This window comes from Granulosicoccus sp. 3-233 (genome assembly GCF_052681095.1).
Map to the genome: position 1 here is coordinate 44,037 of NZ_JBQYLE010000005.1, position 26,854 is coordinate 70,890.

General features: G+C 58.4%; 22 protein-coding genes. 9 read left to right on the top strand and 13 right to left on the bottom strand.

Translation table 11 applies throughout. The annotated features are described in order from the left end of the window. Positions 1-16 precede the first annotated feature (16 nt). The 6 genes from ACUNV4_RS14360 to ACUNV4_RS14385 form a co-directional block, all read right to left on the bottom strand. On the bottom strand, positions 17-1,162 hold the full coding sequence (locus tag ACUNV4_RS14360) for an ABC transporter permease (protein WP_430879264.1): 1,146 nt from the start codon (positions 1,160-1,162) through the stop codon (positions 17-19). Continuing rightward, positions 1,155-2,036 carry an ABC transporter permease gene (locus ACUNV4_RS14365; protein WP_430879265.1) on the bottom strand — a complete coding sequence of 294 codons (882 nt, stop codon included), beginning with the start codon at positions 2,034-2,036 and terminating at the stop codon, positions 1,155-1,157. The genes ACUNV4_RS14360 and ACUNV4_RS14365 overlap by 8 nt, the downstream gene beginning before the upstream one ends. A gap of 1 nt (position 2,037) precedes the next feature. After that, complete coding sequence (locus tag ACUNV4_RS14370; RefSeq protein ID WP_430879266.1) at positions 2,038-2,832, bottom strand: ABC transporter ATP-binding protein; 795 nt, start codon at positions 2,830-2,832, stop codon at positions 2,038-2,040. A 27-nt stretch (positions 2,833-2,859) separates the two neighbouring features. Beyond that, positions 2,860-4,314, bottom strand: coding sequence for a dihydropyrimidinase (hydA, locus tag ACUNV4_RS14375; protein ID WP_430879267.1), 1,455 nt, complete (start codon positions 4,312-4,314; stop codon positions 2,860-2,862). A 68-nt stretch (positions 4,315-4,382) separates the two neighbouring features. Then, entirely contained in the window at positions 4,383-5,630 is a 1,248-nt protein-coding gene (locus ACUNV4_RS14380) for a Zn-dependent hydrolase (RefSeq protein WP_430879268.1), read from the bottom strand. Positions 5,631-5,754: 124 nt separating this feature from the next. Then, entirely contained in the window at positions 5,755-7,239 is a 1,485-nt protein-coding gene (locus ACUNV4_RS14385; protein ID WP_430879269.1) for a CoA-acylating methylmalonate-semialdehyde dehydrogenase, read from the bottom strand. Positions 7,240-7,330: 91 nt separating this feature from the next. Between ACUNV4_RS14385 and ACUNV4_RS14390 the strand changes: the two genes are divergently transcribed. Both ACUNV4_RS14390 and ACUNV4_RS14395 read left to right on the top strand, forming a co-directional pair. After that, entirely contained in the window at positions 7,331-7,993 is a 663-nt protein-coding gene (locus ACUNV4_RS14390) for a TetR family transcriptional regulator C-terminal domain-containing protein (RefSeq protein WP_430879270.1), read from the top strand. A gap of 91 nt (positions 7,994-8,084) precedes the next feature. After that, entirely contained in the window at positions 8,085-8,627 is a 543-nt protein-coding gene (locus ACUNV4_RS14395; protein WP_430879271.1) for a DNA-deoxyinosine glycosylase, read from the top strand. Here the strand turns inward: ACUNV4_RS14395 and preA are convergent. Together preA and ACUNV4_RS14405 are read right to left on the bottom strand one after the other, a co-directional pair. Next, on the bottom strand, positions 8,597-9,895 hold the full coding sequence (preA, locus tag ACUNV4_RS14400; protein ID WP_430879272.1) for an NAD-dependent dihydropyrimidine dehydrogenase subunit PreA: 1,299 nt from the start codon (positions 9,893-9,895) through the stop codon (positions 8,597-8,599). The genes ACUNV4_RS14395 and preA overlap by 31 nt on opposite strands. 4 nt (positions 9,896-9,899) lie before the next feature. Beyond that, the gene (locus ACUNV4_RS14405; RefSeq protein ID WP_430879273.1) at positions 9,900-11,216 is read right to left on the bottom strand and encodes an NAD(P)-dependent oxidoreductase; all 1,317 of its coding nucleotides are present in this window, start codon (positions 11,214-11,216) and stop codon (positions 9,900-9,902) included. 264 nt (positions 11,217-11,480) lie between these two features. Here ACUNV4_RS14405 and ACUNV4_RS14410 point away from each other — a divergent pair, with 264 nt between their 5' ends. Next, on the top strand, positions 11,481-12,113 hold the full coding sequence (locus tag ACUNV4_RS14410; RefSeq protein WP_430879274.1) for an HD domain-containing protein: 633 nt from the start codon (positions 11,481-11,483) through the stop codon (positions 12,111-12,113). Here ACUNV4_RS14410 and ACUNV4_RS14415 read toward each other — a convergent pair. Further along, positions 12,055-14,007: a cobaltochelatase CobT-related protein gene (locus ACUNV4_RS14415; protein ID WP_430879275.1), complete on the bottom strand. Its 1,953-nt coding sequence runs from the start codon at positions 14,005-14,007 to the stop codon at positions 12,055-12,057. The genes ACUNV4_RS14410 and ACUNV4_RS14415 overlap by 59 nt on opposite strands. Further along, positions 13,997-14,980 (bottom strand): AAA family ATPase, encoded by a 984-nt coding sequence (locus ACUNV4_RS14420; protein WP_430879276.1) that lies wholly within the window; start codon positions 14,978-14,980, stop codon positions 13,997-13,999. The genes ACUNV4_RS14415 and ACUNV4_RS14420 overlap by 11 nt, the downstream gene beginning before the upstream one ends. Before the next feature lie 197 nt (positions 14,981-15,177). On the opposite strand from ACUNV4_RS14420, the gene ACUNV4_RS14425 reads away from it, so the two are divergent. After that, complete coding sequence (locus ACUNV4_RS14425; RefSeq protein WP_430879277.1) at positions 15,178-16,185, top strand: substrate-binding domain-containing protein; 1,008 nt, start codon at positions 15,178-15,180, stop codon at positions 16,183-16,185. Between the two features lie 129 nt (positions 16,186-16,314). Here the strand turns inward: ACUNV4_RS14425 and fusA are convergent, their stop codons facing one another. Further along, a complete protein-coding gene (gene fusA, locus ACUNV4_RS14430) occupies positions 16,315-18,399 on the bottom strand; it encodes an elongation factor G (protein WP_430879278.1) in 2,085 nt (694 codons plus the stop codon). A 220-nt stretch (positions 18,400-18,619) separates the two neighbouring features. Here fusA and ACUNV4_RS14435 point away from each other — a divergent pair, with 220 nt between their 5' ends. From ACUNV4_RS14435 to ACUNV4_RS14455, 5 genes are all read left to right on the top strand, one after another. After that, on the top strand, positions 18,620-19,156 hold the full coding sequence (locus tag ACUNV4_RS14435) for a retropepsin-like aspartic protease family protein (protein WP_430879279.1): 537 nt from the start codon (positions 18,620-18,622) through the stop codon (positions 19,154-19,156). A gap of 265 nt (positions 19,157-19,421) precedes the next feature. Further along, entirely contained in the window at positions 19,422-20,291 is an 870-nt protein-coding gene (locus tag ACUNV4_RS14440; protein WP_430879280.1) for a hypothetical protein, read from the top strand. Further along, positions 20,288-21,196 carry a hypothetical protein gene (locus ACUNV4_RS14445; protein WP_430879281.1) on the top strand — a complete coding sequence of 303 codons (909 nt, stop codon included), beginning with the start codon at positions 20,288-20,290 and terminating at the stop codon, positions 21,194-21,196. The genes ACUNV4_RS14440 and ACUNV4_RS14445 overlap by 4 nt, the downstream gene beginning before the upstream one ends. Before the next feature lie 70 nt (positions 21,197-21,266). After that, on the top strand, positions 21,267-22,511 hold the full coding sequence (locus ACUNV4_RS14450) for a hypothetical protein (protein ID WP_430879282.1): 1,245 nt from the start codon (positions 21,267-21,269) through the stop codon (positions 22,509-22,511). 45 nt (positions 22,512-22,556) lie between these two features. Next, on the top strand, positions 22,557-24,035 hold the full coding sequence (locus ACUNV4_RS14455) for an AMP nucleosidase (protein WP_430879283.1): 1,479 nt from the start codon (positions 22,557-22,559) through the stop codon (positions 24,033-24,035). Positions 24,036-24,148: 113 nt separating this feature from the next. Here the strand turns inward: ACUNV4_RS14455 and ACUNV4_RS14460 are convergent, their stop codons facing one another. Together ACUNV4_RS14460 and ACUNV4_RS14465 are read right to left on the bottom strand one after the other, a co-directional pair. Then, complete coding sequence (locus ACUNV4_RS14460; protein ID WP_430879284.1) at positions 24,149-25,315, bottom strand: M14 family metallopeptidase; 1,167 nt, start codon at positions 25,313-25,315, stop codon at positions 24,149-24,151. 228 nt (positions 25,316-25,543) lie between these two features. Then, a complete protein-coding gene (locus ACUNV4_RS14465; protein ID WP_430879285.1) occupies positions 25,544-26,677 on the bottom strand; it encodes a fasciclin domain-containing protein in 1,134 nt (377 codons plus the stop codon). Between the last annotated feature and the right edge of the window lie 177 nt (positions 26,678-26,854).

Consider the following 26,854-nt stretch of genomic DNA (forward strand, 5'->3'; position numbering starts at 1 on the left):
CTCCACCAGCGGAAGACTAGCTGCGAACGGAGGGATGCCAGAACGTGAAAATTCTCTCCAGCAAGGCGACAAGGCCATAGAACAATGAGCCGGCCAGTGCTGCCACTGCGATTTCTGCCCACACCATATCCACGTTCATGCGCCCTACTTCGGTGGAAATTCGGAAGCCCATCCCCAGGGTTGGCGTACCGAAGAATTCAGCCACGATGGCGCCGATCATGGCCAGAGTCGAGTTGATTTTCAGTGCATTGAAGATGAATGGCAGGGCTTCGGGTATGCGCAGCTTGAACAGGCTCTGCCAGTAACTGGCAGCATAGGTCTTCATCAGGTCGTGCTGCATGGGTTGCGCCGCCGCCAGCCCGGAGACGGTGTTCACCAGCATCGGGAAGAAGGTCATGATGATCACGACCGCTGCTTTCGAAGGCCAGTCGAAACCGAACCACATGACCATGATAGGCGCCACACCGACGATCGGCAGTGCCGACACCAGATTGCCGATGGGTAACAGCCCGCGTTGCAGAAACGGCGAACGATCGATCAGTATCGCCACCATGAAACCGGCCCCGCAGCCAATGGCATAGCCGATCAGTACCGCTCTGAGAAAGGTCTGCTTGAAGTCCATCCACAGAATGGCGCTGGATTCCACGAAGCGCTGACCGATCTGGCTGGGCGCCGGCAGCAGCACTTGCGGCACATTCAGGCCACGGGTCAGCAGCTCCCACAGGATCAGCAGCCAGAGACCGAACAGCACGGGAATGAGCACGCCGAGAAACGTGCGGTAGCTACGCGACAGTGTCCGGATGGCAGCCAGTTGCCCCACACTGCCCCAGGCCAGAAGCCAGGCAGCGGCGACCAGACACCAGAAACCGGCGTTGGTCGCGCCGGGTTCATCCACCAGGGCAAGCAGACTGTTGGCTGCCACCAGCGCCATCGCCCCCGTGGCAAAGGCGGCGAGCAGACGCGAGCGCCTGATCTGCAGAAAGGCAATGAGCGCCACGGCGAGTATCGCCAGAGCGGTCTGCCAAGGGCCTTGCAACAGCACACCGAGCACCGCAAGAATGCTCGCTCCGGTGAACAGGATGCGCTCCATGATGCGGTAGCGGTACGGCCTGGCCGACGGCAGCTGCCCGGTAATGGTATGCAGGTTCACCGACTCAGCCATGGGCCAGCCCCATACGACGGTTTACCCAGTCACCCAGAACACCCACCAGAACTACCAGCAAGGCGGCCAGTACCGAAGCCACGACCAGAGCCGACCAGATCTGCACGGTCTGCCCGTAATAGGATCCAGCCAGCAAGCGTGCCCCCAGACCAGCAACAGCACCGGTTGGCAGCTCGGCAACGATGGCACCCACCACCGAAATGGCCACGGCGACCTTCATGCTGGTGAACAGAAACGGCAGGGAGGTCGGCAACCGCAACTTGAAGAATGTCTGCCAGCTGGAGGCACTGTAGGTTCTCATCAGGTCCAGATGACTGCTGCTGGGCGAGTTCAGTCCCTTGACCATGCCGACCGCTACCGGAAAGAAGCTCAGGTACATCGAGATGAAAGCCTTGGGCAACAGCCCCTGAATGCCGACGGCATTGAGGACCACGATGATCATCGGTGCAATCGCCAGTATCGGAATGGTCTGCGAGGCAATGATCCAGGGCAACAGACTCTTGTTCAGGGCATCGTCATGAACGATGATGACCGCCAGTACGATACCCAGCAATGTGCCCATCAGAAAGCCGAGCATCGACGATGACAAGGTCACGCCGGCGTGGTAGATCAGTGATCGCTTGGAGGTGATCTTCTTGTGCACGGTGGTATCGATGATTTCCTGCACCACCTGGTGAGGAGCCGGTAGCACCGGACGCTCCTGCTGCATGGTGTTGCGCAGCATCTGCATGGTCGTGGGCGTGGTGCCGTTACGCTCGGCAACGCTTCTCTCCCAGGCCAGATTCAATAACGCGGCGCCGACATACCACAACAGCACAATGGCCAGCGTCACGACTGCAACCGGTATCACCGCACTCACATGGCGTGACACCATGTCAGGACACCTCGTCGTAGCCGTGACCGGCACGCAAGCCATCGCGTACCCGGTTGGCCAATTGCAGAAACGACTGCGTTTCACGTATCGACAGATCCCGCTCTACCGGCAGGTCACTGTCGATGATTTCATGGATGCGTCCCGGTCGCGGCGACATGACCACGATCCGGTTGGATAGAAACACCGCTTCCGGAATGGAGTGGGTCACGAAGACCACGGTCTTGTTGGTCTTGGCCCAGAGCTTCAGCAACTGTTCGTTGAGGTGATCCCGCACGATCTCGTCCAGAGCCCCGAACGGCTCATCCATCAGCAACAGGTCGGGCTCGACTGCCAGAGCACGGGCAATGGATGCTCGCTGCTGCATGCCACCGGACAGCTGCCAGGGATACTTCTTGCCAAATCCCGCCAGTTCCACCAGTGCCAGATTCTGTTCGACACGAGAGCGGATCTCCTCCGCCTTGAGGCCCATGATTTCCAGCGGCAGTGCAACATTGCTGGCAATGGTGCGCCATGGATACAGCGAGGCCGCCTGAAACACATACCCGTAGGCCCGGGCCAGGCGTGCCTCCTCCGGACTCATGCCGTTCACTTCGATGGAGCCGCCAGTCGCCTGCTCCAGATCGGCAATCACCCGCAGCAACGTCGTCTTGCCACATCCCGAGGGACCTATGAAAGAGACGAAATCCCCCCGGTTGATGGTCAGATCGATGTCCTGCAAGGCGTGTACATCGCCATCGCTGGTGGGAAAGATCAAGGATAGTCCATTGACTTCGATGACCCTGGAAGCGTCATTCATATCGGCAGATTCCGGCCCTTGCTCGCATCAGACACCAGCAGGCATCTTCGATGGATCACGCTGCACCGGATGAGGTGCTGTCAGCTCCTTCCATTGTGACAAGGCACGGTTGACGGCTGGATAGGCGTCTCGCGCAACGAATTTGCCATGCCCTTCCCGAGTGTCGATGCTGTCTTCCGTCACGACACACTGGCCACGCGTCAGGGTGAAACGCGGCAGACCCTTCAGTTCGAAACCTTCGAAAACGTTGTAGTCGATGGCCGATTGCTGTGTGGCTGCCGTGATGGTCTTGGTGCGCTCCGGGTCCCAGACGATGATGTCGGCATCTGCACCTTCGACAATGGCACCCTTCTTCGGATACATGTTCAGGATTCTGGCTATGTTGGTGGAGGTCACTGCCACGAACTCGTTCATGGTCAATCGACCCGTGTTGACTCCGCGTGACCAGAGCACAGGCAGGCGATCTTCCAGACCGCCGGTGCCGTTCGGAATCTGCGTGAAATCACCCAGCCCCATGCGCTTCTGTTCGGTGGTGAAGGCGCAGTGATCGGTGGCCACGACCTGCAGGCTGCCCGCCGCCAGACCTGCCCACAGTGAATCCTGATGGACCGCACTGCGAAATGGCGGTGACATGACTCGCCGCGCAGCATGATCCCAATCCGGGTTGGCATATTCGGATTCGTCCAGGGTCAGGTGTTGCACCAGCGGTTCACCATAGACCCGTTTTCCGAGCTGCCGTGCACGCCGAATCGCCTCATGGGCTTCTTCGCAGGATACATGCACGACATACAGCGGAACACCAGCCATGTCGGCAATCATGACGGCCCGGTTCACCGCCTCGCCTTCCACCTGCGGCGGACGCGAATAGGCATGCGCCTCGGGGCCACTGTTGCCTTCAGCCATCAGGCTGGCTTGCAGCTGCGCCACGACATCACCGTTCTCGGCGTGCACCAGCGGCATGGCACCCAGTGCCGAGCAACGCTTGAATGACGAATACAGTTCTTCGTCATTGACCATCAGGGCGCCCTTGTAGGCCATGAAATGCTTGAAGGTATTGATGCCGCTGTCGACCACCTTCTCCATTTCCTCGAAGACCTGCTTGTCCCACCAGGTGATGGCCATGTGAAAGGAAAAATCACACGATGCCTTGACGGTCTTGTTGTCCCACATCTGCCGTGCTTCGAGCAGTGACTGACCCGGCGCCGGCAGGCAGAAGTCCACCACCATGGTGGTACCACCGGACAGGGCCGCACGGGTACCGGACTCGAAATCGTCGGAGGAATACGTGCCCATGAATGGCATTTCCAGATGCGTATGCGGATCGATACCACCCGGCATGACATAACAACCGGTGGCGTCGAGTGTTTCGTCTGCAGTGAGATTCTCGCCAATCCGTGTGATGACACCATTGTCGATCCTGACGTCGGCCTTGTAGCTCCGGTCGGCAGTAACGACCGTACCTCCCCTGATCACCTTGCTCATGTTGTCTGTGACTCCTGTGATGCTGACTCGACGAATGTGAATCCTGTGTGCTGACTGTTCACCACGGTTCAGTCAACGATACCGGCTGTTTCCACAACAGCATGGAACAGCACATTGGTGCCCGCTGCCGCCCATTCGGGCGAGATCTCCTCGGCCTCGTTGTGCGACAGGCCATCGACACAAGGGCACATCACCATGGCAGTCGGCGCCACGCGATTGATCCAGCAGGCATCGTGGCCGGCGCCCGATACCAGATCCCGATGACTGTATCCGAGTCGTTCCGCTGCATTGCGAACGGCCGTGACACAGTTCTCGTCAAAGGCCACCGGATCGAATCCGCCCACCTCTTCGATGGACATCTGCAGGCCGATACCATCGGCTATCTCCTTCGCACCCGCCCGAAAGCGTGTTTCCATATCGGTGATGACGTCCTTTTCAGGATGCCGGAAGTCGACGGTAAAAACCGTCTTGCCGGGGATGATGTTGCGTGAATTGGGATAGACATCGCAGTGACCGATGGCCCCCACGGCATGGGGTGCATGACTCAGCGCGATCTCGTTGACCAGTTCTGTCATGCGTGCCATGCCCAGGCCGGCATTGACCCGCATTGGCATCGGCGTGGACCCGGTGTGACTCTCCTTGCCGATGAGCGTCACTTCCAGCCACTTCAGCCCCTGTCCGTGGGTGACCACCCCGATGTCCTTGCCTTCGTTTTCCAGGATGGGCCCCTGCTCTATGTGCAGTTCGAAGAAGGCATGCATCTTCCGGGCACCGACTTCCTCTTCACCCAGATAGCCCACCCGCTGCAGCTCGTCACCGAGACGCTTGCCCTCGGCATCGGTCCGGTCATAGGCCCATTCCAGCGTATGCATGCCGGCGAACACCCCACTGGCTACCATGGCCGGGGCAAACCGCGTACCTTCTTCATTGGTGAAGTTGACCACGACGATCGGGTGTCGTGTGGTGACCTTCATGTCGTTGAGCTGACGGATGATCTCCAGACCACCGAGCACCCCCAGCACGCCATCGTACTTGCCACCCGTGGGCTGGGTATCCAGATGACTGCCGACGTAGACCGGCAAGGCATCGGGGTCACTGCCCTCACGCCTGGCGAACATGGTGCCCATCCTGTCGATGCCCATGCTCAAGCCCGCTTCCTTGCACCAGCGCTCGAACAGGCGACGCCCTTCGGCATCCTCATCGGTCAGTGTCTGACGATTGTTGCCACCAGCAATCCCCGGCCCGATCTTCGCCATCTCCATGAGTGAATCCCACAGACGTTCACTGTTGATGCGCATGTTGCTGGTAATGGCCATGTCCTGCCCTCTTGCTGGTTGAAACGAATGACGTCTTTGGCGAGCCTGAAAAGTGAATGCCCCGAAACCGCCCGGATCACTCATGAAGCACCGCGTTCATGAGGCAATCCGATACAGCCCGGAATCAGGTTGGAAAGGTGAACACGGCACCCGACTTGATGCCGGTGGGCCAGCGACTGGTGATGGTTTTCAGACGCGTGTAGAAATGCACGCCTTCCGGTCCGTAGATGGAGTGATCGCCGAACAGGGAGCGCTTCCAGCCGCCGAAGCTGTGATAGGCCACCGGCACCGGAATCGGGACGTTCACCCCAACCATGCCGACCTGGATGCTGTCGGTAAAGGATCGTGCGGCATCGCCGTCTCGTGTGAAGATCGCGGTACCGTTGCCGTACTCGTGATCGTTGATCATGGTCACGGCATCGTCATAGCTGGCAGCCCGGACCACGGCCAGCACCGGTCCGAAGATCTCTTCCTGATAGATCTGCATGTCGGTTGTGACCTTGTCGAACAGGGAGCCACCCAGAAAGTAGCCATTCTCGTAACCCTGCAATGTGACGTCGCGCCCGTCGACAACCAGTTCGGCCCCGGCTTCGACCCCGGAATCGATCAGCGCGGTGATCTTCTGCTTGGCCGCCGCCGTGATCACCGGCCCCATCTCCGCATCGGGGTCGTCTGACGGACCGATTCGCAGTGCCTCGACCCGAGGACGCAGAGCATCGACCAGTCTGTCAGCAGTTTCTTCTCCAACCGGCACTGCCACGGAAATGGCCATGCAACGCTCACCGGCAGACCCGAAACCGGCTCCCATCAGCGCATCGACCGCCTGATCCATGTCGGCATCCGGCATGACAACCATGTGATTCTTGGCGCCGCCAAGCGCCTGTACTCGCTTGCCCGCCTGAGTACCACGGTGGTAGACATATTCGGCTATGGGGGTGGAACCGACGAAGCTGATGGCCTGCACCCTGGGGTTGTCCAGCAACGCATCCACGGTCTCCTTGCCACCGTGCACGACATTCAGGACCCCGTCTGGCAAGCCGGCCTGATGCAGCAGATCGGCGACCATGAGCGCTGCCGACGGATCACGTTCGGAAGGTTTCAGCACGAAGGTATTGCCACAGGCGATGGCTACCGGGTACATCCACAAGGGCACCATGGCCGGAAAATTGAACGGTGTGATACCGGCACAGACACCCAGCGCCTGCCGATCCGACCAGGTATCGATCTGCGGGCCGACATTGCGCGAGAATTCCCCCTTGAGCAAGTGCGGAATGCCACACACGAACTCGACCACTTCCCGACCACGCTGCACCTCGCCCAGAGCATCATCGTGAGTCTTGCCGTGTTCGCGTGAAATCTCGCGGGCAATGTCATCGGCATGCTTGATCAACAGTTCATTGAAGCGAAACATGATGGAAGCACGTTTCAGGGGGGGCGTTGCCGCCCAGGCAGGAAAGGCCTCGGCCGCCACGTCCACCGCCGCTGCCACCTCGTCCGCCGTGCTGAGGCCGAGCTCATCAATGGCTTCTCCGGTTGCCGGGTTATAGACTGGCTGCGTTCTACCGCTGCTCGTCGCTACTCGCTGGCCACCGACAAGATTCGTGATCATGATTGGACTCTCAGGGTTCGACTGATTTTACTTGTGATTGATTCAACGCTATCGTACCTTGACCACTTGGTCAACAATTTACGAAACTCTCTTGGCAGACGACGAGATCAATCTCAGTGGCGACGTGTCGACAGCAGACTCGAGTCCGCGCAAGCGTACGCGCATCCAGATACGTAACGAAGCGCGTATCGTGCGCGCTGCGCTGGACGTGTTTGCCTCCAACGGATATCGCGGCTCCACGGTCGATCAGATTGCCGATACCGCCGGCATGTCCAAGGCCAATGTGTTGTATTACTTCAACACCAAGCAGGATATCTACGCGGCCGTGCTGGCACGAACCCTGACCGTCTGGCTGGACCCGCTCGAAGAACTCGACGCCGATGGTGATCCCATCGAGGAGTTGTGGAAGTACGCGCAACAGAAGCTGCGTCTGTCTCGCAAGGCTCCACATGCTTCACGCCTGTTTGCCAATGAAATCCTGCAGGGTGGTCCGGTCATCCGACCCTTTCTGGAGAATCAGCTGAAGAGCCTGGTAAGCGCCAAATGCCGGATAATCCAGGACTGGATAGATGCGGGGAAACTGGCTCCGGTCGCGCCACTGCACCTGATATTCCTCATCTGGTCCTCGACTCAACACTATGCAGACTTTGCCCCCCAGATCAGTGCACTCCACGAAGGTTCGGAAGAAGCCCTGTATGCACAGGCCGAACAGACCCTGAAACTCGTACTGACACGAGGCCTGAGCCCGACATGACGCAAGGCAAGGACCACTACAGCCGCCTACCGAAACCACGACGATCGGGACAGGACTTGTCATGTTTTCTCAAGCCTGACGCCAGCTGAGCATGAGTCAGGCAGAATCCTTTGCTCCCCTGGAAGGTCGTGCAGCACACACGCTGATACTGGGCAGCATGCCGGGTCAGGCCTCGCTGACTGCCGCTCGCTACTACGCCCATCCGCGCAACGCCTTCTGGCCCATCATGCTGGCGATCATCGGCGGTCAGTCGGAAGCCAGCTTCGAATCCGTGCAGGCATTCGACTACACCCAACGCTGCACCCTGCTGACATCCGGCGGCTATGCGCTGTGGGATGTCCTGGCTCGCTGTGAAAGACCCGGCAGCCTGGACAGTCGCATCGTGCGCGCCAGCGAACAGGCCAATGACATTGCCGGCCTGGTCAGGCGCCATCCGCAGCTTGACTGCATTGCCTGCAATGGCAAGGCTGCAGAGAAGCTGCTCGTGCGCCACTGCGGCGCATCCCTCGACGCGCTGCAAGGACGCTTGCAGCGTCAGCTGCGTATCGTCTCCCTGCCCTCGAGCAGCCCGGCCATGGCCAGCCTGACGCTGGCCCAGAAGCATCAACGCTGGGCGGACGGATTATTGGGGTGAGTCGTCCAGTTGGCATATTCATTGACGATGGGTTTGCCGGTACGTACATCCATGCCTTCACTGACCTGTTCCATGGAGATGCAGTCAACCACCGGACAGACACTGACACACAGATTGCAACCCACACACTCTTCATCGATGACCTCGAAGTGCCGCTTGCCCTCCACCATGGAAGTGATGGCCTGATGTGAGGTGTCCTCACAAACCACATGGCATCGACCACACTGGATACACAGATCCTGATCGATGACAGCCTTGCTGATGTAGTTGAGGTTCAGATTCTGCCAGTCCTTGACGTTCGGTGTCGCCTTGCCGACGATATCACTGGTGTGGCGATAACCCTGCTCGTCCATCCAGTCCGACAGGCCCTGCGTCAACTCCTCGATGATTCGAAAACCATAGGTCATGGCTGCAGTACACACTTGTACATTGCCAGCTCCCAGTGCCATGAATTCGGCGGCATCACGCCAGGTGGTCACCCCGCCAATGCCCGAAATGGGCATGCCGGCGGTTTGCGGATCCCGCGCGATTTCCGCCACCATGTTCAGTGCTATGGGTTTGACGGCCGGCCCGCAATAACCACCGTGGGACCCCCAGCCATCGATGGACGGTTCCGGCGACATGGTGTCGAGATTGACACTGATGATGGAATTGATGGTGTTGATCAGCGATACCGCATCGGCACCACCGGCCATGGCCGCCCTGGCAGGTGCCCGGATATCGGTGATGTTGGGAGTCAGTTTGACGATGACCGGCAACTGCGTATTCTGCTTGCACCATTCGGCCACCATCTGGATGTACTCCGGCACCTGCCCCACGGCTGCTCCCATGCCACGTTCCGACATGCCGTGCGGACAACCGAAGTTGAGCTCCACGCCGTCGGCACCGGTATCCTCGACCTTCTTCAGGATGCTCTTCCAGCTCTGTTCCTCGCAAGGCACCATCAGTGACACCACCACAGCCCGATCGGGCCATTCGCGCTTGACACGAGTGATCTCGTCCAGATTCACCTGCAGGGGACGATCGGTAATCAGCTCGATGTTGTTCAAGCCGATCAGTGTGCGATCATTGGAATACATGGCGCCATAGCGCGGACCATTGACATTGACCACATGGGGGTCCTCACCCAGCGTCTTCCATACGACCCCGCCCCAGCCGGCTTCGAAGGCGCGCACGACATTGTATTCCTTGTCTGTCGGTGGCGCTGACGCCAACCAGAACGGATTGGGGGATTTGATGCCCAGAAATTCGCTGCTCAGATCAGCCATGTGCCTACCCCTTTGTCAGAGTTGAATGAATGGATTCGGCAGCCAGCTTGCCATCCTGCACGGCTGCCACGGTCAGATCCTCGCCACCGGTGACGCAGTCACCTCCAGCCCAGACCTGAGGGTCCGAGGTACGACCTTCCTCGTCCACACGAATGCGCCCTGCGTCCAGCTCGACTGCCGTGACGCCATCTGCTGCGGCAACACTGTTGACGAATTGCTGACCAATCGCCTTGAGCACCCGGTCGCAGGGCAGAATCACGGTCTCTCCCGTAGGGCCGTACCGGCCCTCTTCCTCGCTCATTCTGGCAAATTCGACTCCCGTCACCCGACCGTTCTCGCCAATGACGCGCAGAGGCTGCAGCCAGTTGCGAATCACCACGCCATTGACCTTGGCCAGATCCTGTTCGAACTGGCTGGCATTCATGCGATCGACCCCTCGGCGGTAGGCCAGCGTAACCTCTTCGCAGCCGAGCATGCGACTCTGCACGGCAGCATCGATTGCCGTCATGCCGCCACCGATGACGAGGGTGCGTTGGCCGGGATCGAGCGTTGCATAGTCCTGACTCTGGCGAAGCTCGGCAATGAATTCGATGGCATCAACGACACCTGCCAGCTCTTCGCCTTCGATACCCAGATCATTGACCGCGCCCAGGCCCAAACCGAGAAACACTGCCTGATAATCACGCTTGAGATCATCAAGGACGAAGTCTGTCCCCAGCACTTCATCCTGACGCAGCGTGATGCCACCGATGGACAGGACATAGGCCACCTCCTGCTGGGCAAAGTCATTCACGGATTTGTAGGCCGCAATGCCGTATTCGTTGAGCCCGCCGGGCTTACCCCTGGCATCGAAGATATCGACCTCATGACCCAGTAGTGCAAGCCTGTGCGCACAGGCCAATCCTGCCGGACCTGCGCCGACGACGGCCACCTTGCAGCCTGTGGCAGGGGCGCGTTCGAAGGGCTGTCTACCGGTTTCCATCAGGTGGTCAGTGGCATAGCGTTGCAATTCGCCGATGCGGACAGGGTTGTCCTCGGCGGTGTTGCGCACGCAGGCCTGCTCGCACAGGGTTTCCGTGGGACAGACCCGGGCACACATGCCACCCAGAATGTTCTCGTTGAAGATGGTCCGTGCCGACCCTGTCGGATTATCCGTACTGATCTGCCGAATGAACAGGGGAATGTCGATGCCCGTGGGACAGGCAGTCACGCAGGGCGCGTCGTGACAGAAGTAGCAACGGTCGGATTCCACCGCCGCTTCGTGCCTGGACAGTGGAGGGTGCAGGTCTTGTTGCAGTTGTTCGTAACTACTGGACGCCATCGTTGAGGACTCCTCTACAGACTGTGCCGCCGCGCATCATCCGGACCGGAAGACCACGGGATGAATCCGATTAAAGCAATCTTTTTCCAAATGGTCAAATTTTAAATGACGACTCGACCAACCTGCCGCCACGCTGTTCTGTCACGAGACCTGGAATCACCTATCACCTGCCCGCCAGCTTCACTGTCCGGCAATTCCTCTTACCTGACTGGCAGCGATCGGTTATGGTCAGCGCCCTGTCCTTCACGAACGAGCCCGAAATACATGTCTCTACCCGTCTGGTCCGAACCGCTGGCACCTCGCCTGAAATCGCAGATCGAGTTTCTGGTCGCCATCGATGCGCTCAAGTCGGTACACCGTGCCACTCTGATTGCCTCGGGAGAACGGCGCGAGAACAGTGCGGAACACAGCTGGCATCTGACTCTGTTTGCCCGCATCCTGGCTGAGCATGCCAACCAGCCGGTGGATGTGGACAGAGTGGTGTTCATGCTGATGGTGCATGACATCGTCGAAGTCGATGCCGGCGATGTTCCCATCCACGGTCAGCAGAACCCGAACATGGAAGCCGAGGAGCAAGCTGCCGCCGACCGCCTGTTCGGTCTGCTACCCGATGATCAGGCAAGCCTGCTACGACAGTGCTGGGACGAATTCGAGGCGGGCGACAGTGCTGACGCCCGCTTCGCCAAGGCCATCGACCGACTTCAGCCGGTGTTGCTCAATGCGCTCACCGGTGGCGGCACCTGGAACGACTTCGACGTATCGCTGGCTCAGGTCAGATCCCGTACAGCGCAGATCGGCAAGGGTTCCGACGAGCTGTGGAACCTGGCCAACGTCATTTTCAGCGAGGCTGTCGAGCGCGGTTGGTTGAGAACAGATCCACCAGCTGGCTTGTCATGACATCCGCCAACTGCGCAACATCGTGGATGGTCGTGGCACGCGAGTAGTATTGTCTGACATCATGACCGATGCCGATGGCTACCAGCTCGACGTCATCCTGTCGTTCGATCTGGGCAATGACATGCCGCAGATGCTTCTCCAGAAAACGCCCCGGGTTGGTGGAAAGCGTGGAATCGTCAATGGGGGCACCGTCGGAAATCATCATCAGGATGCGGCGTTGTTCCGTTCGCTGCAGCAGACGCCCATGCGCCCATTGCAGGGCCTCGCCATCGATGTTTTCCTTCAGAAGCCCCTTGCGCATCATCAAGCCGAGGTTGCGCCGTGACTGCCGCCAGGGAGTGTCTGCGGCCTTGTAGATGATATGCCGCAGGTCATTCAGCCTGCCGGGATTGGCCGGATAACCACCGGCGACCCATTTCTCACGGGATCGCCCGCCCTTCCAGGCACAGGTGGTAAAGCCCAGGATCTCGACACGCACGCCGCAGCGCTCCAGCGTGGAGGACAGTATGTCGGCGCACACGGCAGCCACCCGGATCGAGCGACCGTGCATGGATCCGGAGTTGTCCAGCAGCAGGGTCACCACCGTATCGCGAAACGGCGTTTCCGATTCCTGCTTGAAGGTCAATGGCATCATCGGATCCGTCAGCACTCGCGTCAGCCGCGCGGTATCCAGTTGACCCTCTTCCAGATCGAACTCCCAGGATCGACGCTGCTGGGCCATGAGCACCCGCTGCAGTCGATTGGCGAAGCGACCAATCTGACGTTGCAGGTCGCCGATATGACTGTCCAGAGTCTGCCGCAGACGAGTCAGCTCGTCGACATCACACAGGTCGAGCGGCCGGATGACCTCATCGAACTCCTGCGTATAGACATGATAGTCGTTGAGCGAGCGTCGCTGAGCCTCACCCGCGGTGGCGCGCCATTCACTGCCCGGGGATTCCGAGCTGCGCTCGGGCATGTCCTCTTCGGGTTCGACGATATCGCTGCCATCCTCGGCATTGCCATCGTCATCCTCCATGGATTCCGATTCACCATCCTCTTCCAGGGAAGTACTGTCGGATTCAGTGGATTCGGACTGATCCTGCTCGGATTGCATGTCCTCCGATTGCTGCTCCTCGTTTTCGAGGTCTTCCGGGTTATCACTCGGATCGCCGTTTTCCATCTCCAGAGAGCGCAGCAATTGCCCCAGTGCGCGGGCAAAACCGGCCTGATCCTCGAGGTTGAAGTCGCCCGGTCTGAACTTGTCCGCCACATCACTGGACAGCCATTCACGCCAGTCGGACAGTGTTTCCGCAGCGGCGGCAGGCAAGGGCCGATTACCGAGCTGCTCCCGCAGATACAGGCTCAAGGCATGCTCGATACCCAGGCGCGGTTCGGACTTGTTCTCCCGCAGGTCGATGACCGGCTTGGCCACCGTATCCAGCAGCAGGCGATAACGACCATCCAGCGCTGCGTCGAGATTGCGACCGACGCCTTCGTACATATTGGCGCCCAGCAGTTCCACCCGCGTCTGCTCGGCCATGGCATGCAGACGTTGCGACGTATCGGTGGTGGGTTGATGCCGGGCATGCGTACGGGCATCGTGATGCTGCTTGTGCAGTGCGATGGCATCACTGCGGCCACGAGTCTGTCGCCGTTGCAGCTCGGTGGCATCATCCGGAATACCCGGCAACACCATGCCTTCGACATCGGCGGCAGCATCGTCGAAGGTGATGTCGATGGAGGTGTCCCGCGCAATGGCCCGGGCGCAGGCACCCGTGGATTGCCGAAAGGACTCGGGCATGTGCGACTCATCATCTCGGGGCGCATTGATACCCTGCCCCACCTGCACGGGTGGCGATGCAGTGGCCTTCAGCCCTCCGCCATGCGGCGCCTTGCGATCATCAGTCGCCAATGTCCGGAAGCTCCTCACCAAACACACGCTGATACAGTTCACCGAGCAATGCACGCTCGGCCGGATCACACTTGTTGACGAACGCCAGCTCGAGCGACAGGCCGACATCCTTGAAGAATGTCAGGTTCTGCGTCCAGGTGATGACCGTGCGTGGGCTCATGACGGTGGCCAGATCGCCGTTGCGAAAGGCGCTGCGAGTCAGCCCTGCCAGGGTAACCATCTGGGCAACCAGTTTCTGCCCGGCTTCATCCTGCAGATGCGGCGCCTTGGCCAGCACCACCTTGGCCTCCTGATCCGGCGGCAGATAGTTGAGGATGGTGGTCACCGACCAGCGATCCATCTGCGCCTGATTGATCTGCTGTGTTCCGTGATAGAGCCCTGTGGTATCACCCAGGCCCACCGTATTGGCCGTGGCAAAGAAGCGAAAGGCCGGGTGCGGCCGGATGACCCGGCTCTGATCAAGCAGGGTCAGCTGCCCGGCCGATTCCAGGACACGCTGTATGACGAACATGACGTCGGGACGCCCGGCATCGTATTCATCGAACACCAGTGCGACATTGCGCTGATACGCCCAGGGCAGAATGCCGTCCTGAAATTCCGTTACCTGCTTGCCTTCGCGCAGCACGATCGCATCCTTGCCGATCAGATCGATACGGCTGACATGACTGTCGAGATTGATCCGCAGGCAAGGCCAGTTCAGCCTGGCAGCCACCTGTTCGATATGCGTGGATTTTCCCGTTCCGTGAAACCCGGAGATCAGCACTCGCCAGTCATTGGCAAAACCCGAGAGAATGGCCATTGTGGTGCGGAAATCAAACAGATAGGATGGATCGATATCCGGCACACGCTCGGTATGATTCGAGTAGGCAGGTACCATGAGATCCACATCCAGCCCAAAGACTTCCCTGACGGAAACCGTTGTATCGGGTAGCAGAAGGTTATCTGACGCATCGTTTAGTGTGGTGTCGAGCATGGTACTGGGCAATGTGCTTGATAAAGACGTTATCCTACACGCACAGCAACGTACAGGCACCCACATGGAAGGTTCCGCGGTCAAAAAAATCTTGTGCTCTCAGAGACTGTCATCGTCCCCCTGTCATGTACCTGCAGGCCACTGAATCCGGGATGTCTGACAGGTTTCTGCCCTCCACGACCCGGCGTGTCGGCCTTATGGCTGAACTCACAGGCACTTCCAGTCTGGCACCATTGATCGACGCCGCCGTCGACCACCTGGAGGCCAACGGCTTCGAAACCGTAGTGGTTTCGGCGGGGCGCAGCATGCGTGCCGAGAAGACCGCCTGGCACATTCTGTCCCGCAGTGCCTGCGACGGAATCATCCTGCATTCCGACTGCCTGTCCAACGACCAGCTCGCACGACTGATCAGCACCCGCAAGAACGTGGTGCTGGCCAATGTCCACAATACGCTGACCGGCAAACTGGCAGCCGCCCATCTGATCAGGAACGGGCACAGACGAATCGCGCTGGTATCCGGACCGCTCTACCGTTTCAGCATCCAGCATGTGGTCGAAGGATTCATGCAGCCCATCAACAGTCCGCAGGGACGCGGTGTGGAATTGCAGACACTGGAGTCCTCCATGGACGAAGAAGGCGGCGCCAATGCCATGAATATCCTGCTGGCCTCGAAGGTCACCCCGACCGCCATCTTCCTGCTCAACGACCGCATGGCCATCGGAGCGCTACGCGTCTGCCAGGAAAACGGTATTCGCGTTCCCGACGATATCTCACTGATCGGCTGCGGGGACCATTACGAGGCAGCGCATACCCGCCCGGCCCTGAGCACCTTGCGACTGCCACTCACGCAGGTCGGGAAAGACGCCGCGCAACGCGTCATGAACCTGATCAACAACGTCAACAGCCGCCCAAGCGACGCTGCGGACCCCTCCACCAGTCAACCCAGAGTCATATCACGTTACAGCGTTCGCGACAGGAATGACGAGACCGGCAATGCCGCTGGTGACAGTCACATCAGTGCACGGGAACGGGAGTGCCTCAACTGGGCTGCCAAGGGCAAGACGTCCTGGGAAATCAGCCAGATACTGGGCGTGACCGAAAGCACCATCATCTACCACCTGCGCAATGCCACACGCAAGCTGAACGCCGCCAACCGCCTGCATGCGGTTGCCAAGGCACTGCAAGCATCGATCATCGACTTCTGAAAATCACCCCGCCGGAAACGGCGTATTTCACGCAGATTCTCCAGTCAACGGGCGAACAGCTCGAACAGAACACCAAAAAAAGGCGCTCCTCGCGGAGCGCCTTTTTGCATCACGTCACAATGCGGCCGATCACTTGGCTGCCTTGCGCTCCTGAGCTTCCTTGATGACCACATCTGCCACATTCTTGGGACATGGGTTGTAGTGGCTGAACTCCATCGAGAACTGGCCACGACCGGAAGTCATGGTACGCAGATCGCCGATGTAGCCAAACATTTCCGACAGAGGCACATCGGCCTTGATGCGCACACCCGTGGCACCCGGCTCCTGTGACTTGATCATGCCACGACGACGGTTGAGGTCACCGATGACATCACCGACGTGATCTTCCGGTGTGAACACATCCACCTTCATGACCGGCTCGATGATCTGAGGACCCGCCTTCGGAATCGATTGACGGTAGGCACCCTTGGCTGCGATTTCAAAGGCCAGGGCGCTGGAGTCAACCGCGTGGAAAGCACCGTCGTTCAGCACTACGCGGAAGTCGAGCAGCGGATATCCGGCCAGAACACCGTCTTCCATGGACATCTTGAAGCCCTTCTCGACCGCCGGCCAGTATTCGCGTGGAACGTTACCACCCGTGACCTTGGACTCGAATTCGAAACCACTGCCCGGCTCGCCCGGCTCGATGGTGTAATCGATACGACCGTACTGACCGGAACCACCAGATTGCTTCTTGTGCGTGTAGGTGTCTTCGATCGTCTGAGTGATGGTTTCACGGTAAGCCACCTGCGGCTTGCCGACTTCAACCTCGACGCCGTGAGTACGCTTCAGGATGTCGATCTTGATATCCAGATGCAATTCACCCATACCCATGAGAATGGTCTCACCACTTTCCTCGTCGGTCATGACGCGGAAAGACGGATCCTCGGCAACCATCTTGCCGATGGCCACACCCAGCTTCTCGGTTCCTGCCTTGTCGACAGGAGACACCGAGATCGAGATGACCGGATCAGGGAATACCATGGGCTCCAGCGTGGCCGGATGCTTGGGATCTGCCAGTGTGTGACCGGTCTGAACGTTCTTCATGCCCAGCACGGCAACGATGTCGCCCGCCTGCGCAGAATCCAGCTCGATCCGATCATCGGCATTCATTTCCACGATTCGACCGATACGCTCGGTCTTGCCCGTGAAGGTGTTCAGCACGGTATCGCCCTTGGCCAGCTTGCCCGAATAGACTCGGATGAAGGTCAGTGCACCGTAGCGGTCATCCATGATCTTGAACGCCAGCGCGCGCAGCGGCCGGCTGGCATCGACGATGGCAAACTCGCCAGTCTCGTTACCTTCCAGATCCACTTCAGGCTGTGGCTTGACTTCAGTCGGGCTGGGCAGATACGCAACCACACCGTCGAGCATGGGCTGCATGCCCTTGTTCTTGAACGCAGATCCACAGAACGTGGGGAACCAGACCAGGTCGATGGTGCCCTTGCGGATGCAGCGCTGCAGAGTCTCGATGTCCGGCTCTTCACCTTCGAAGTACTTTTCCATGGCCTCATCGTCCATTTCCAGCGCACTCTCGACCAGCTCTTCACGATACTTGGCAACCTGTTCGACCATATCGGCAGGCACGTCCTCGATCTTGTAACTTTCCGGGTTGCCGGAATCGTCCCAGATCCAGGCTTTTTCAGTCAGCAGATCGACCACACCGACGAAGTCGTCTTCGGTGCCGATTGGCAGCACCATGACCAGTGGGCGCGCACCCAGCACGTCCTTCACCTGCTTGACAACGCGATAGAAATCCGCGCCCATGCGATCCAGCTTGTTGACGAAGATGACGCGCGCAACTTCCGATTCGTTGGCATAACGCCAGTTGGTTTCCGATTGTGGCTCGACACCACCGGAACCACAGAAAACGCCCACGCCGCCATCGAGTACTTTCAGCGAGCGATACACTTCGATGGTGAAGTCCACGTGTCCGGGAGTATCGATGATGTTGAAACGGTGGCCGTCCCATTCGCAGGTTGTTGCAGCCGACTGGATCGTGATACCACGCTCCTGCTCCTGCGCCATGAAGTCGGTAGTGGCTTCACCGTCGTGCACTTCACCAGTCTTGTGAATCTTGCCCGTGAGCTTCAGGATACGCTCTGTGGTTGTGGTCTTGCCCGCATCAACGTGGGCAAAAATGCCGATGTTGCGGTAGTGTGAAAGGTCAGTCATCTTGATGCTCACGGTCTGGGATTGATGGCCCGGTGTCTTGTTCCAATCCGGACGTTACCTTGCTGGGATCCGCTACAGGCCATGCTCCCGAAACCCGATACCCTGATCACTGTCCGAAGACATGCAGTTGCCTGCCCTCGACTCCGTGAATCAGAAGCAACGTCTTTCGAGAAGATGCCTGACGCGGTAAACCCACAATTCTACCCAATTTTGGGACGCAATGTCAGATAGCAAGTCAGATTCGGTACATGATGAGAGCCGTCGCATGGCCGGCGTGATGATCGCCCTGCTCTGGGTGCTGGTTCTCGGTGGAGGCACCTGGCTGGTGCAGGGCTGGCTGGATGCTCGCCAGGCGGACAGAGCGCCCGAATGGTCAAGTGATGACAGCGGCCGACCGTCCCTGATCCTGAAGGCCGATCGGTATGGCCAGTTCGTAGTCACCGGTAGCGCCAACGATCAGGACGTGGCATTTCTGGTCGATACCGGCGCTTCGGGCATCAGCATACCCGGGAGCATCGCCGAGACACTGAATCTGCCCAGAGGCCGGGCCTTCGACGTCATGACGGCCAATGGCAGCACCCGCGTCCATCGCACGCGAATCGACACGCTCTCCATCGGCCCATTCACACGACATGACGTGACGGCCCATATCAACCCGGGCCTGGAAGGCTCGACAGCACTACTGGGCATGAACTTTCTGCGACACTACGAGATCCTGCACCGCGGCGGTGAGCTGACCATCAGCCTGTCCGAATGATCACGACAGTGAATATTGCAAGTCTCAGCCGATCGGGCTCCGCTCACGCTAGCCTCTGATCCACAAGGCGAGTAACACGATGGAACCTTCCCGGCTACAGCTGCTCACAATCGCCAATGAGTTTCAGTATCTACAATTTCACGTCGGATAACGATATTGCAAGCCGCCAGAGCCCTCAGGCAGTGGCAGTGGTATGGCATGACACTGTAATATTGCGAGTTGTGGGATTTCCGCCCAAGAATCAAGGAGTCAGTGGTAGGTCGACATGCATATCACCATAATCATGGTTGTAACCTACATCCTGTGCTGCGTGCGCATTGGAACCCCGCCCTGGCGATACTGGCAGCTCAATGCGCGCTACTTCTCTGCCGAGCACGGCATTTTTTCCAAACTGTCACTGGACGCCCTGATTCCGGAACGCTGGAGACTGTCCCAGTCCATCGATTCCGATGCGATCACACCAACCACCTACCCTGTATTCCTGAAACCCGAGTGGGGTCAGAATGCCCACGGCATTCATCGTGCGGATGACGCCGAGCAACTGGTCCGTCTGCGAGCATCACTGCGTTCCGAACCTCAGCGTTACCTGATCCAGCAAGCAGCTCCCGGAAAGCGCGAATACGAGATTTTCAGCATCGACGCCAACCGCAAGGATGGGCGGCACGATGTCATCACCATTACCGAGGCTGTCAACGATCGAGAGCAGTTTCCGATCAACAGCAAGAACAACCGGCACACACGCTATGTGGATATCAGCCATCAATTCGCTGCAGACCAGAAGGATATCGTGGCCCAGTACCTGTCCCAGGTAGGCGAGTTCGGCATCAGCCGCATGAGTGTCAGGGCCGACTCCAACGAAGAGCTGGTTGCCGGTAATTTCCACGTCATCGAGATCAACCTGTTTCTGCCGATGCCCATCAACTTGCTGGATCGCAGTTACACCTGGTCGCAACGCTGGAAATTCATTCGCTCGGCCATGATGAGCCTGGCACGCGCCACCCGCATGATCACCCCTGTCGAGAACCCTCAACCCATCTTCACTCGCATGATGCTGTACGGCCGTGGCAAGTCGCCTGCAACCGTCAGCAATTCCAAATCGACACACAAGATCGGCGAACGTTACATACAACCGTGAAATCCATCAAAGCGCTGATTTACAGCTGGGTCAGCCAGAAATACATGGCTGGCTGCAGCAACTACAACTCCCTGCAGGTGAGAAAGGCCAGCCGGTCCAAACGGCAGGCGCGCGAGATGTTTGCCCGGCATGACATCCCTCACGCCCGAGGCACACTGTTTCTGAACCCGTGGAAAGCCCATCTGTTTGCCAGAGAACACGGTTTCCCGCTGTGCATCAAACCCAATGTCAGTGGTTTCTCTCGCGGCAGTCACTTCCCGATCAACAACTACCGGGAATTGTGGAAAGCCGCGCTGATGGTCAAGATCTGGTGGCCGACCAGCATTATCGAGCAGTATCTGCTGGGCGCCAATTACCGGGTACTGGCCACCGGGGATTCGCTGGTCTCGGTGATTCGCCGCTACCCGCCCTTTGTCGATGGCAATGGCCGGGACTCCATCAGCACTCTGATCGATGCCGAAAACGCCACGCGGGAGCAGATGGGTCTGTACCCGACAATTCACCCCATACAGAAATCGCAGGCCACCATCGATTATCTGCGCCGCCATGGCAAGACGCTGGACAGCGTGCCGGATGACGGCGAACGCGTCTACACCTTCAACCGCGTGGCGCTTGCGCCGGGTGGCGTGATCGAAATCATCGATCAATCAACCATTCCCGACGCCAATCGCGAACTTTTCCTGAAAGTGATCAATGCCTTCGATGCAAAGCTGTTCGGCATCGATGTCATTTTCGAAGAAGGTATCGAAAAGGACTACCGCGAACAGCGCTGCATCTTTCTCGAAGTGAACTCCCGCCCATACACGCGCATGCACAGTGTTCCCCGTTATGGCGAACGAGAAAACCTGGATGAGTTCTACAGCGAAATGGACTCCCTGGTCATCGCCGATTCGGATACCTTCTGATTCTGCTGCCGCTATCAACCGCTACGCGCTGCCCACCCTCTGACAACAGCCCTGGCGGCGGACCCTCCCCATGAGACCAAGACTACCGGCCGGCAATTCCGGCCCGGGTTACTTCTATCTGTTTCTGGGAACCCATTCACTGCTGATCGGTCTGCTGCCCTTCTTTCTGCCGGTATACCTCTGGCAGCATGGGCTCGGCCTTGCAGGCCTGTCATTGATGATAGGCCTGTCAGGTCTCGGCTTCACCGCCGCACTGGGCCTGTGGCAGGCCCTGTCTCGTCGCTGGCAGCTGAAGCATCTGGTCGCCCTCACCTTCATTCTCGAGTTGCTGCTGCTTGGTGCAGTCGGGCTGGTGACCACGGTCCCGGGGGCGGCGCTGTTTACCGCAGCAGGCAATGCCGTGTCGGTGTCGACACCGGACATGATCGTCGCTGCCGCCGTACTGGGCCTGTTCAATGGTCTCTACAACGCCTTCTTCTGGACCACCCAGCGCACGCTTTTCATGCAGCTGCTCGGCAAAAACGATACCGGACGACAGTACGGCAACTTTCAGATATTCGTGATGGTATTTCTGAAGATCGGCATCCTGCTCGGTGGCGTGTTGCTGGACACCGGCGGCTTCGTCTGGCTGCTCGCCCTGTCAGCCGGCACCAGCCTGATCGCCAATCTGCACCTGGCCGGCAAACCGACAGGCCAGCAACCACTGGCCAGGCATGATGAATCCACGGCAGTTACATTGCGCGACAGCATTGCATTTCGTGACAAGCGCGGCTCCCAACCGATTTTCCTGATTGACGGTGTATTCCTTTATCTGGAAAGCCATTTCTGGACATTGACACTGTTTCTCGTGGTGCAGGAAGACTTCGGTCGGCTGGGTCTTGCCGTGGTCGTACTGGCACTGACGTTCGCCGCTCTTTTCTACCTGATCAAGAACCGAATCGATCAGCTGGCTTCCCGGCAGGTCTACCAGGCCGCCGTCTGGCTGTACCTGGGCTCCTGGCTGCTGCGCTTTACGCTGAACGACGACTCGGGCGGACCCAGCCTCTGGATGACGCTGATCTTCATCACTTTCTTCTCATCCTTCTTCCGCCTGGCCTTCAACAAACGCTTCTATGATGTTGCCCGGACAAGCGGCAGCCAGCGCTACCTTCTGATGAAGAGCTACAGCTCCCAATTCTGGCTTGGCGGCTGCTTTTCCCTGCTCGCGGTTGTATTGCTTGTCACACCATTACCGCATGATCTGCTACTCCAGTATCTCTACCTGCCAGCGGCCCTGTTATCCGTCCTGTACCTGCGTTATTCGGACGGGACGTGACCGACAGGCATGATATCGTTGCTCAAGAATTCGAACGGAGCTGCAATGACAGAACAACAGACGACCCCACCCCGACAAGCCTCGGCAAGTTTCACCGACGCCACCGAAGCAGTCGACTGCCTGATCGCCCTTTATGATCGCAATACGGCCTTTCTTGCCGATGCCTTCGCCCAGTATCTTGCCGGTAACCTGCCCGACAACAAGCATCGCGCCTTCTACCCTGAAATCCGCTTTCGCAACAGTACCTATGCGCGAGTGGATTCACGCCTCTCCTACGGGCATGTCGACCAGCCGGGTGTGTATACCACCACTATCACACAGCCTCGCCTGTTCCGCGGTTATCTCATACACCAGCTCGGCCTGCTGATCGAGAATCACGCACAGCCGGTGGAGATTGCCGAATCGGATGTTCCCATTCCCCTGCACTTCGCACTGGAATCAGGCTCCGCGCTGGCTGTACACCGCCCACAACAGATTACCGTGGCCCTGCGAGATGCCTTCGATGTGCCCGACATTGCGCAGGTCAACGACTACATCGTCAACGGCACGCACGAGATCGAGCCCGGCCTGCCCTTGCCCCTGGCCCCTTTTCCTGCACAACGAATCGACTACTCGCTGCATCGCCTGGTCCATTACACCGCGACGGCACCCGAGCATTTCCAGAACTATGTTCTGTTCACGAACTATCAGTTCTATATCGATGAGTTCTGCCGCCTGGCTCGCGAGATGATGCGCAAGGGCGACACCTCTTACGAATCCTTCGTGGAACCGGGCAATGTAACCACCCTCAATGGCGAGTCTGAACCCAGCTCCGGCACGCCGCCGCCACGCCAACCCCAGATGCCGTCCTACCATCTGAAGGCCGGCAAGCAGAAAGGCATCACCATGGTCAATATCGGTGTGGGGCCTTCCAATGCGAAGACCATCACCGATCACATCGCCGTGCTGCGCCCACACGCCTGGCTGATGCTCGGCCATTGCGCCGGACTGCGCAATTCGCAGGAACTGGGCGACTACGTGCTCGCTCACGCCTATGTCCGTGAGGACAAGGTACTCGATGCCGATATCCCTGTCTGGGTGCCGATCCCTGCGCTGGCCGAAGTTCAACAGGCACTCGAAGGCGCCGTGGCCGAGGTGACCGGTCTGGATGGCTACGAGCTGAAGCGCATCATGCGAACCGGCACGGTAGCCTCCATCGACAATCGCAACTGGGAACTGCAGGATCAGAGAGAGCCGGTTCGCCGGCTGTCACAATCCCGAGCCATCGCGCTGGACATGGAATCAGCCACCATTGCAGCCAACGGATTCCGCTTGCGTGTTCCCTACGGAACCCTGCTCTGCGTCAGCGACAAGCCCTTGCAGGGTGAACTGAAACTGCCCGGTATGGCGTCCGAGTTCTATCAGAACCAGGTCGCCCAGCACCTGGAAATCGGCATGCTGGCACTGCGAAAGCTCAGCGAGATGAAATCAGAGCGCCTCCACTCGAGAAAGCTCAGAAGTTTCTTCGAAACCGCTTTCCAGTAGGCGAGTAGAAAGAAGCAGGCAAGGCCCGCCAGTCAATGACGGCGGGCTGCGCCGCACGAACGAACCGCATCAGCGCGCGTTCCAAGGCGGCGGGAAACGCAATGAATCCTGCGTCAACGTGGCAAACGCCCACTCAGTGCCTGATGGGCCATGTCCACAAACGAGGCTCCCAGACGCATGCTTCGCTCGGGGGACCAGCCGCTGAATGGTCGCGGCGTATCCATGGTGTCCTTGAAAGGCATTTCCAGCGTCATCGCCAGACAGCCGAAATGGTGTGCCAGATAACTGCTGCAGATATCCAGATTGGCCTTACCCTTTGCACTTCGGGGATAGCCCTGCGCATACTGAAAATCGGGATTGATGGCAGCCCATTCGTGCTTGAAGACCTGCAGCTCGGCATCCCGTTCATCCGTCCACCCTTCCACCCCTTCCGTGCCGGCAATGAAGTTATAGGGCAGTGCTTCGTCGCCGTGAACATCCAGCGCCAGATCGATACCGGTCTGTTGCATGCGCTGCCGCACATGATAGACCTCAGGGCTCTTGTCGAGACTCGGAGACTGCCACTCACGATTCAGATTGACCCCCAGGGCATTGGTTCTGAGGTTGCCGAGAAAAGTGCCATCCGGATTCATGTTCGGCACGATATGAATGTCCGCCAGTGAACGCAACTCCCGACTGCGTGCGTCATCCTGATCCAGCAGGCGATCCAGCCATCCTTCCATCCACCACTCGGCCATGGACTCACCCGGGTGTTGACGAGCGATGACCCAGAGCTGCTTGCGCTTGCTGTTGTGCGGCTCGTTGGCCGCTTCGGACTGCAAGGCAGTCACTTTCAGATAATCAATGCTTCGCCCCTGGTGTGTCACACCCAGACTCTCGTACTGAACACTCTCCCCGGTTGCCGCCGCGGCAACGAAATCCAGGTGGCGGTCCATCGAGTAAGGTGCAAAGTAGGCAAACCAGATGAGATCGTTCTGTGCTTCAAACGTCCAGCTGAGGGTCCGTCCATCGTATTCAGCCGGTGTCCGATACCAGAACTGCCTGTCCAATGATGTCGCCACATCGTAACCTTCCCAGCCCTTGGGATAGCTGGTGTCTGCGGCATTGACGATGTTGATCCGACAAGTCTTGCCGCGAACGCCTGCCACACTGAAATGGAACCATTGCAGAAAGTCGGAATTGCTGTCCTTGCGGATCCGCAGATCGATGGATGTACAGTCCGTGGCATCGACGACGTCGATATTGCCACTGTCGAAACAGCTGTTGATGCGGATAGTCATGGAGTTGCAGATTCCGTAATCGAAAATCTCGGAGGAGGCAGAGATCGGACCTGTGGTCGCGTGGCGAATGACAACGGACTATCCCCGTCTTCCCGATGATCCGGAAACCGGGGCAAGCCAAGTCACATTCTGTCGCCCAAAAAAAAGCCGGAGGATCACGCGGATCCTCCGGCCTTTTACAACAACTGAACTTCGTTCGAAATCAGTTCAGAAACTGTCGTGAACTACTTACAGCGCACCTTCTACAGAGTAGGTGACTGACGCAGTTGTACCGTCACCAACTACAGTCGCTGGCAGATCATTGATGGTCAGTGCATCAGCAGTTCCACCGAAAGTCAGAGTCGTTCCACCGAAAGTGGTGCCCTGACCCATGTCGATCAGTTCCTGAGCTGTCAGTGCAGTACCAGTGATCAGGTAGTTGCGAACATCGATGTCAGCAGCAGCTTCAGTTGGAGCAAAGACAGTCCATGGATCTGCATCAGTCTCGGCATCCAGCTTCTGAGCACCGAAAGTTGATGAGAAAGCACTCAGGAAGGCGCTGTTGTTGGCAGCCAGAGAAGAAGTCACAGGACCTGTGTTCTCACCACCGCCAGTCTCGCCGCCGGTTTCACCACCAGTCTCGCCACCGGTTTCACCGCCAGTCTCGCCGCCGGTCTCACCACCAGTCGTTGAATCATCAACTTCAGGAGCGTCGAGTACTTCAGTGATCTGATGAACAACACCAACAGCAGTCTCATCTTCGCCGACTTCAGCCTGCAGATCGGTACCAACCAGAGCAACACCGTTGACAGACAGGCCCTGGCCTTCTTCACCCAGTGCCAGAGTCACGCTCTCGCCTTCCAGCAGAGTCTCGACTTCTACCGGGCCTGCAGCAACGCTTGCTGCAATATCGGTGGACAGCTGAGTGCCTGGTACCACGTGGTACATCAGGATTTCAGCCAGTCGGTCTGTGTCGGCCAGCAGAGCGGCAACAGTACCTTCGGTTTCTGCGTCCAGTGCTGCAAATGCGGCATCATCCGGAGCGAATACAGTGAATTCCAGAGTTTCATCATCCAGAGTATCAGCCAGACCCGCAGCGTCGATTGCCGCTTTCAGTGATGTGAACTCACCAGCTTCATTGGCATCAACGATGTAATCGTACACCGAGCCACCGACGCCAGGAGTTGCTGGAGGCGATACGTATACCGGATCCGTTCCACCGTTATCGTCGTCATCGTCGGAAGAACAGCCAGAAGCCACTGCCACGCTGGCAGCAACAAGACTCAATGCAAAATATTTGTTGATCATAGGTGATCCTCGATTGAAAACATGAATTATTAACTGCCGAACACACTGCATAGTGTATCCGAACAAAACTACCAACTGTTCAACGCTTCGTGAGCAACGTTGCAAATACTACCCTTGTTCAGGCATGAACAAGTATGGCCGTCGCCACAGTGATATTCAAACTCTGAAAAACAAGACCTCTCCAGCACGCAGAAACGCAGGTCTGTCTACTGCCGTGGAACTCTCTGCCACCGAACGAAGGCGCATGTTACT

Excerpts from the sequence above, each read along its gene's own strand:
- ACUNV4_RS14380 (WP_430879268.1), bottom strand. The coding sequence starts at position 5,630 with ATGGCCATTACCAGCAACATGCGCATCAACAGTGAACGTCTGTGGGAT.
- ACUNV4_RS14360 (WP_430879264.1), bottom strand. The coding sequence starts at position 1,162 with ATGGCTGAGTCGGTGAACCTGCATACCATTACCGGGCAGCTGCCGTCG.
- ACUNV4_RS14365 (WP_430879265.1), bottom strand. The coding sequence starts at position 2,036 with ATGGTGTCACGCCATGTGAGTGCGGTGATACCGGTTGCAGTCGTGACG.
- fusA (WP_430879278.1), bottom strand. The coding sequence starts at position 18,399 with ATGACTGACCTTTCACACTACCGCAACATCGGCATTTTTGCCCACGTT.
- ACUNV4_RS14405 (WP_430879273.1), bottom strand. The coding sequence starts at position 11,216 with ATGGCGTCCAGTAGTTACGAACAACTGCAACAAGACCTGCACCCTCCA.
- ACUNV4_RS14385 (WP_430879269.1), bottom strand. The coding sequence starts at position 7,239 with ATGATCACGAATCTTGTCGGTGGCCAGCGAGTAGCGACGAGCAGCGGT.
- ACUNV4_RS14395 (WP_430879271.1), top strand. The coding sequence starts at position 8,085 with ATGAGTCAGGCAGAATCCTTTGCTCCCCTGGAAGGTCGTGCAGCACAC.
- ACUNV4_RS14425 (WP_430879277.1), top strand. The coding sequence starts at position 15,178 with ATGGCTGAACTCACAGGCACTTCCAGTCTGGCACCATTGATCGACGCC.
- hydA (WP_430879267.1), bottom strand. The coding sequence starts at position 4,314 with ATGAGCAAGGTGATCAGGGGAGGTACGGTCGTTACTGCCGACCGGAGC.
- ACUNV4_RS14410 (WP_430879274.1), top strand. The coding sequence starts at position 11,481 with ATGTCTCTACCCGTCTGGTCCGAACCGCTGGCACCTCGCCTGAAATCG.
- preA (WP_430879272.1), bottom strand. The coding sequence starts at position 9,895 with ATGGCTGATCTGAGCAGCGAATTTCTGGGCATCAAATCCCCCAATCCG.
- ACUNV4_RS14440 (WP_430879280.1), top strand. The coding sequence starts at position 19,422 with ATGCATATCACCATAATCATGGTTGTAACCTACATCCTGTGCTGCGTG.
- ACUNV4_RS14370 (WP_430879266.1), bottom strand. The coding sequence starts at position 2,832 with ATGAATGACGCTTCCAGGGTCATCGAAGTCAATGGACTATCCTTGATC.
- ACUNV4_RS14460 (WP_430879284.1), bottom strand. The coding sequence starts at position 25,315 with ATGACTATCCGCATCAACAGCTGTTTCGACAGTGGCAATATCGACGTC.
- ACUNV4_RS14455 (WP_430879283.1), top strand. The coding sequence starts at position 22,557 with ATGACAGAACAACAGACGACCCCACCCCGACAAGCCTCGGCAAGTTTC.
- ACUNV4_RS14450 (WP_430879282.1), top strand. The coding sequence starts at position 21,267 with ATGAGACCAAGACTACCGGCCGGCAATTCCGGCCCGGGTTACTTCTAT.
- ACUNV4_RS14435 (WP_430879279.1), top strand. The coding sequence starts at position 18,620 with ATGTCAGATAGCAAGTCAGATTCGGTACATGATGAGAGCCGTCGCATG.
- ACUNV4_RS14420 (WP_430879276.1), bottom strand. The coding sequence starts at position 14,980 with ATGCTCGACACCACACTAAACGATGCGTCAGATAACCTTCTGCTACCC.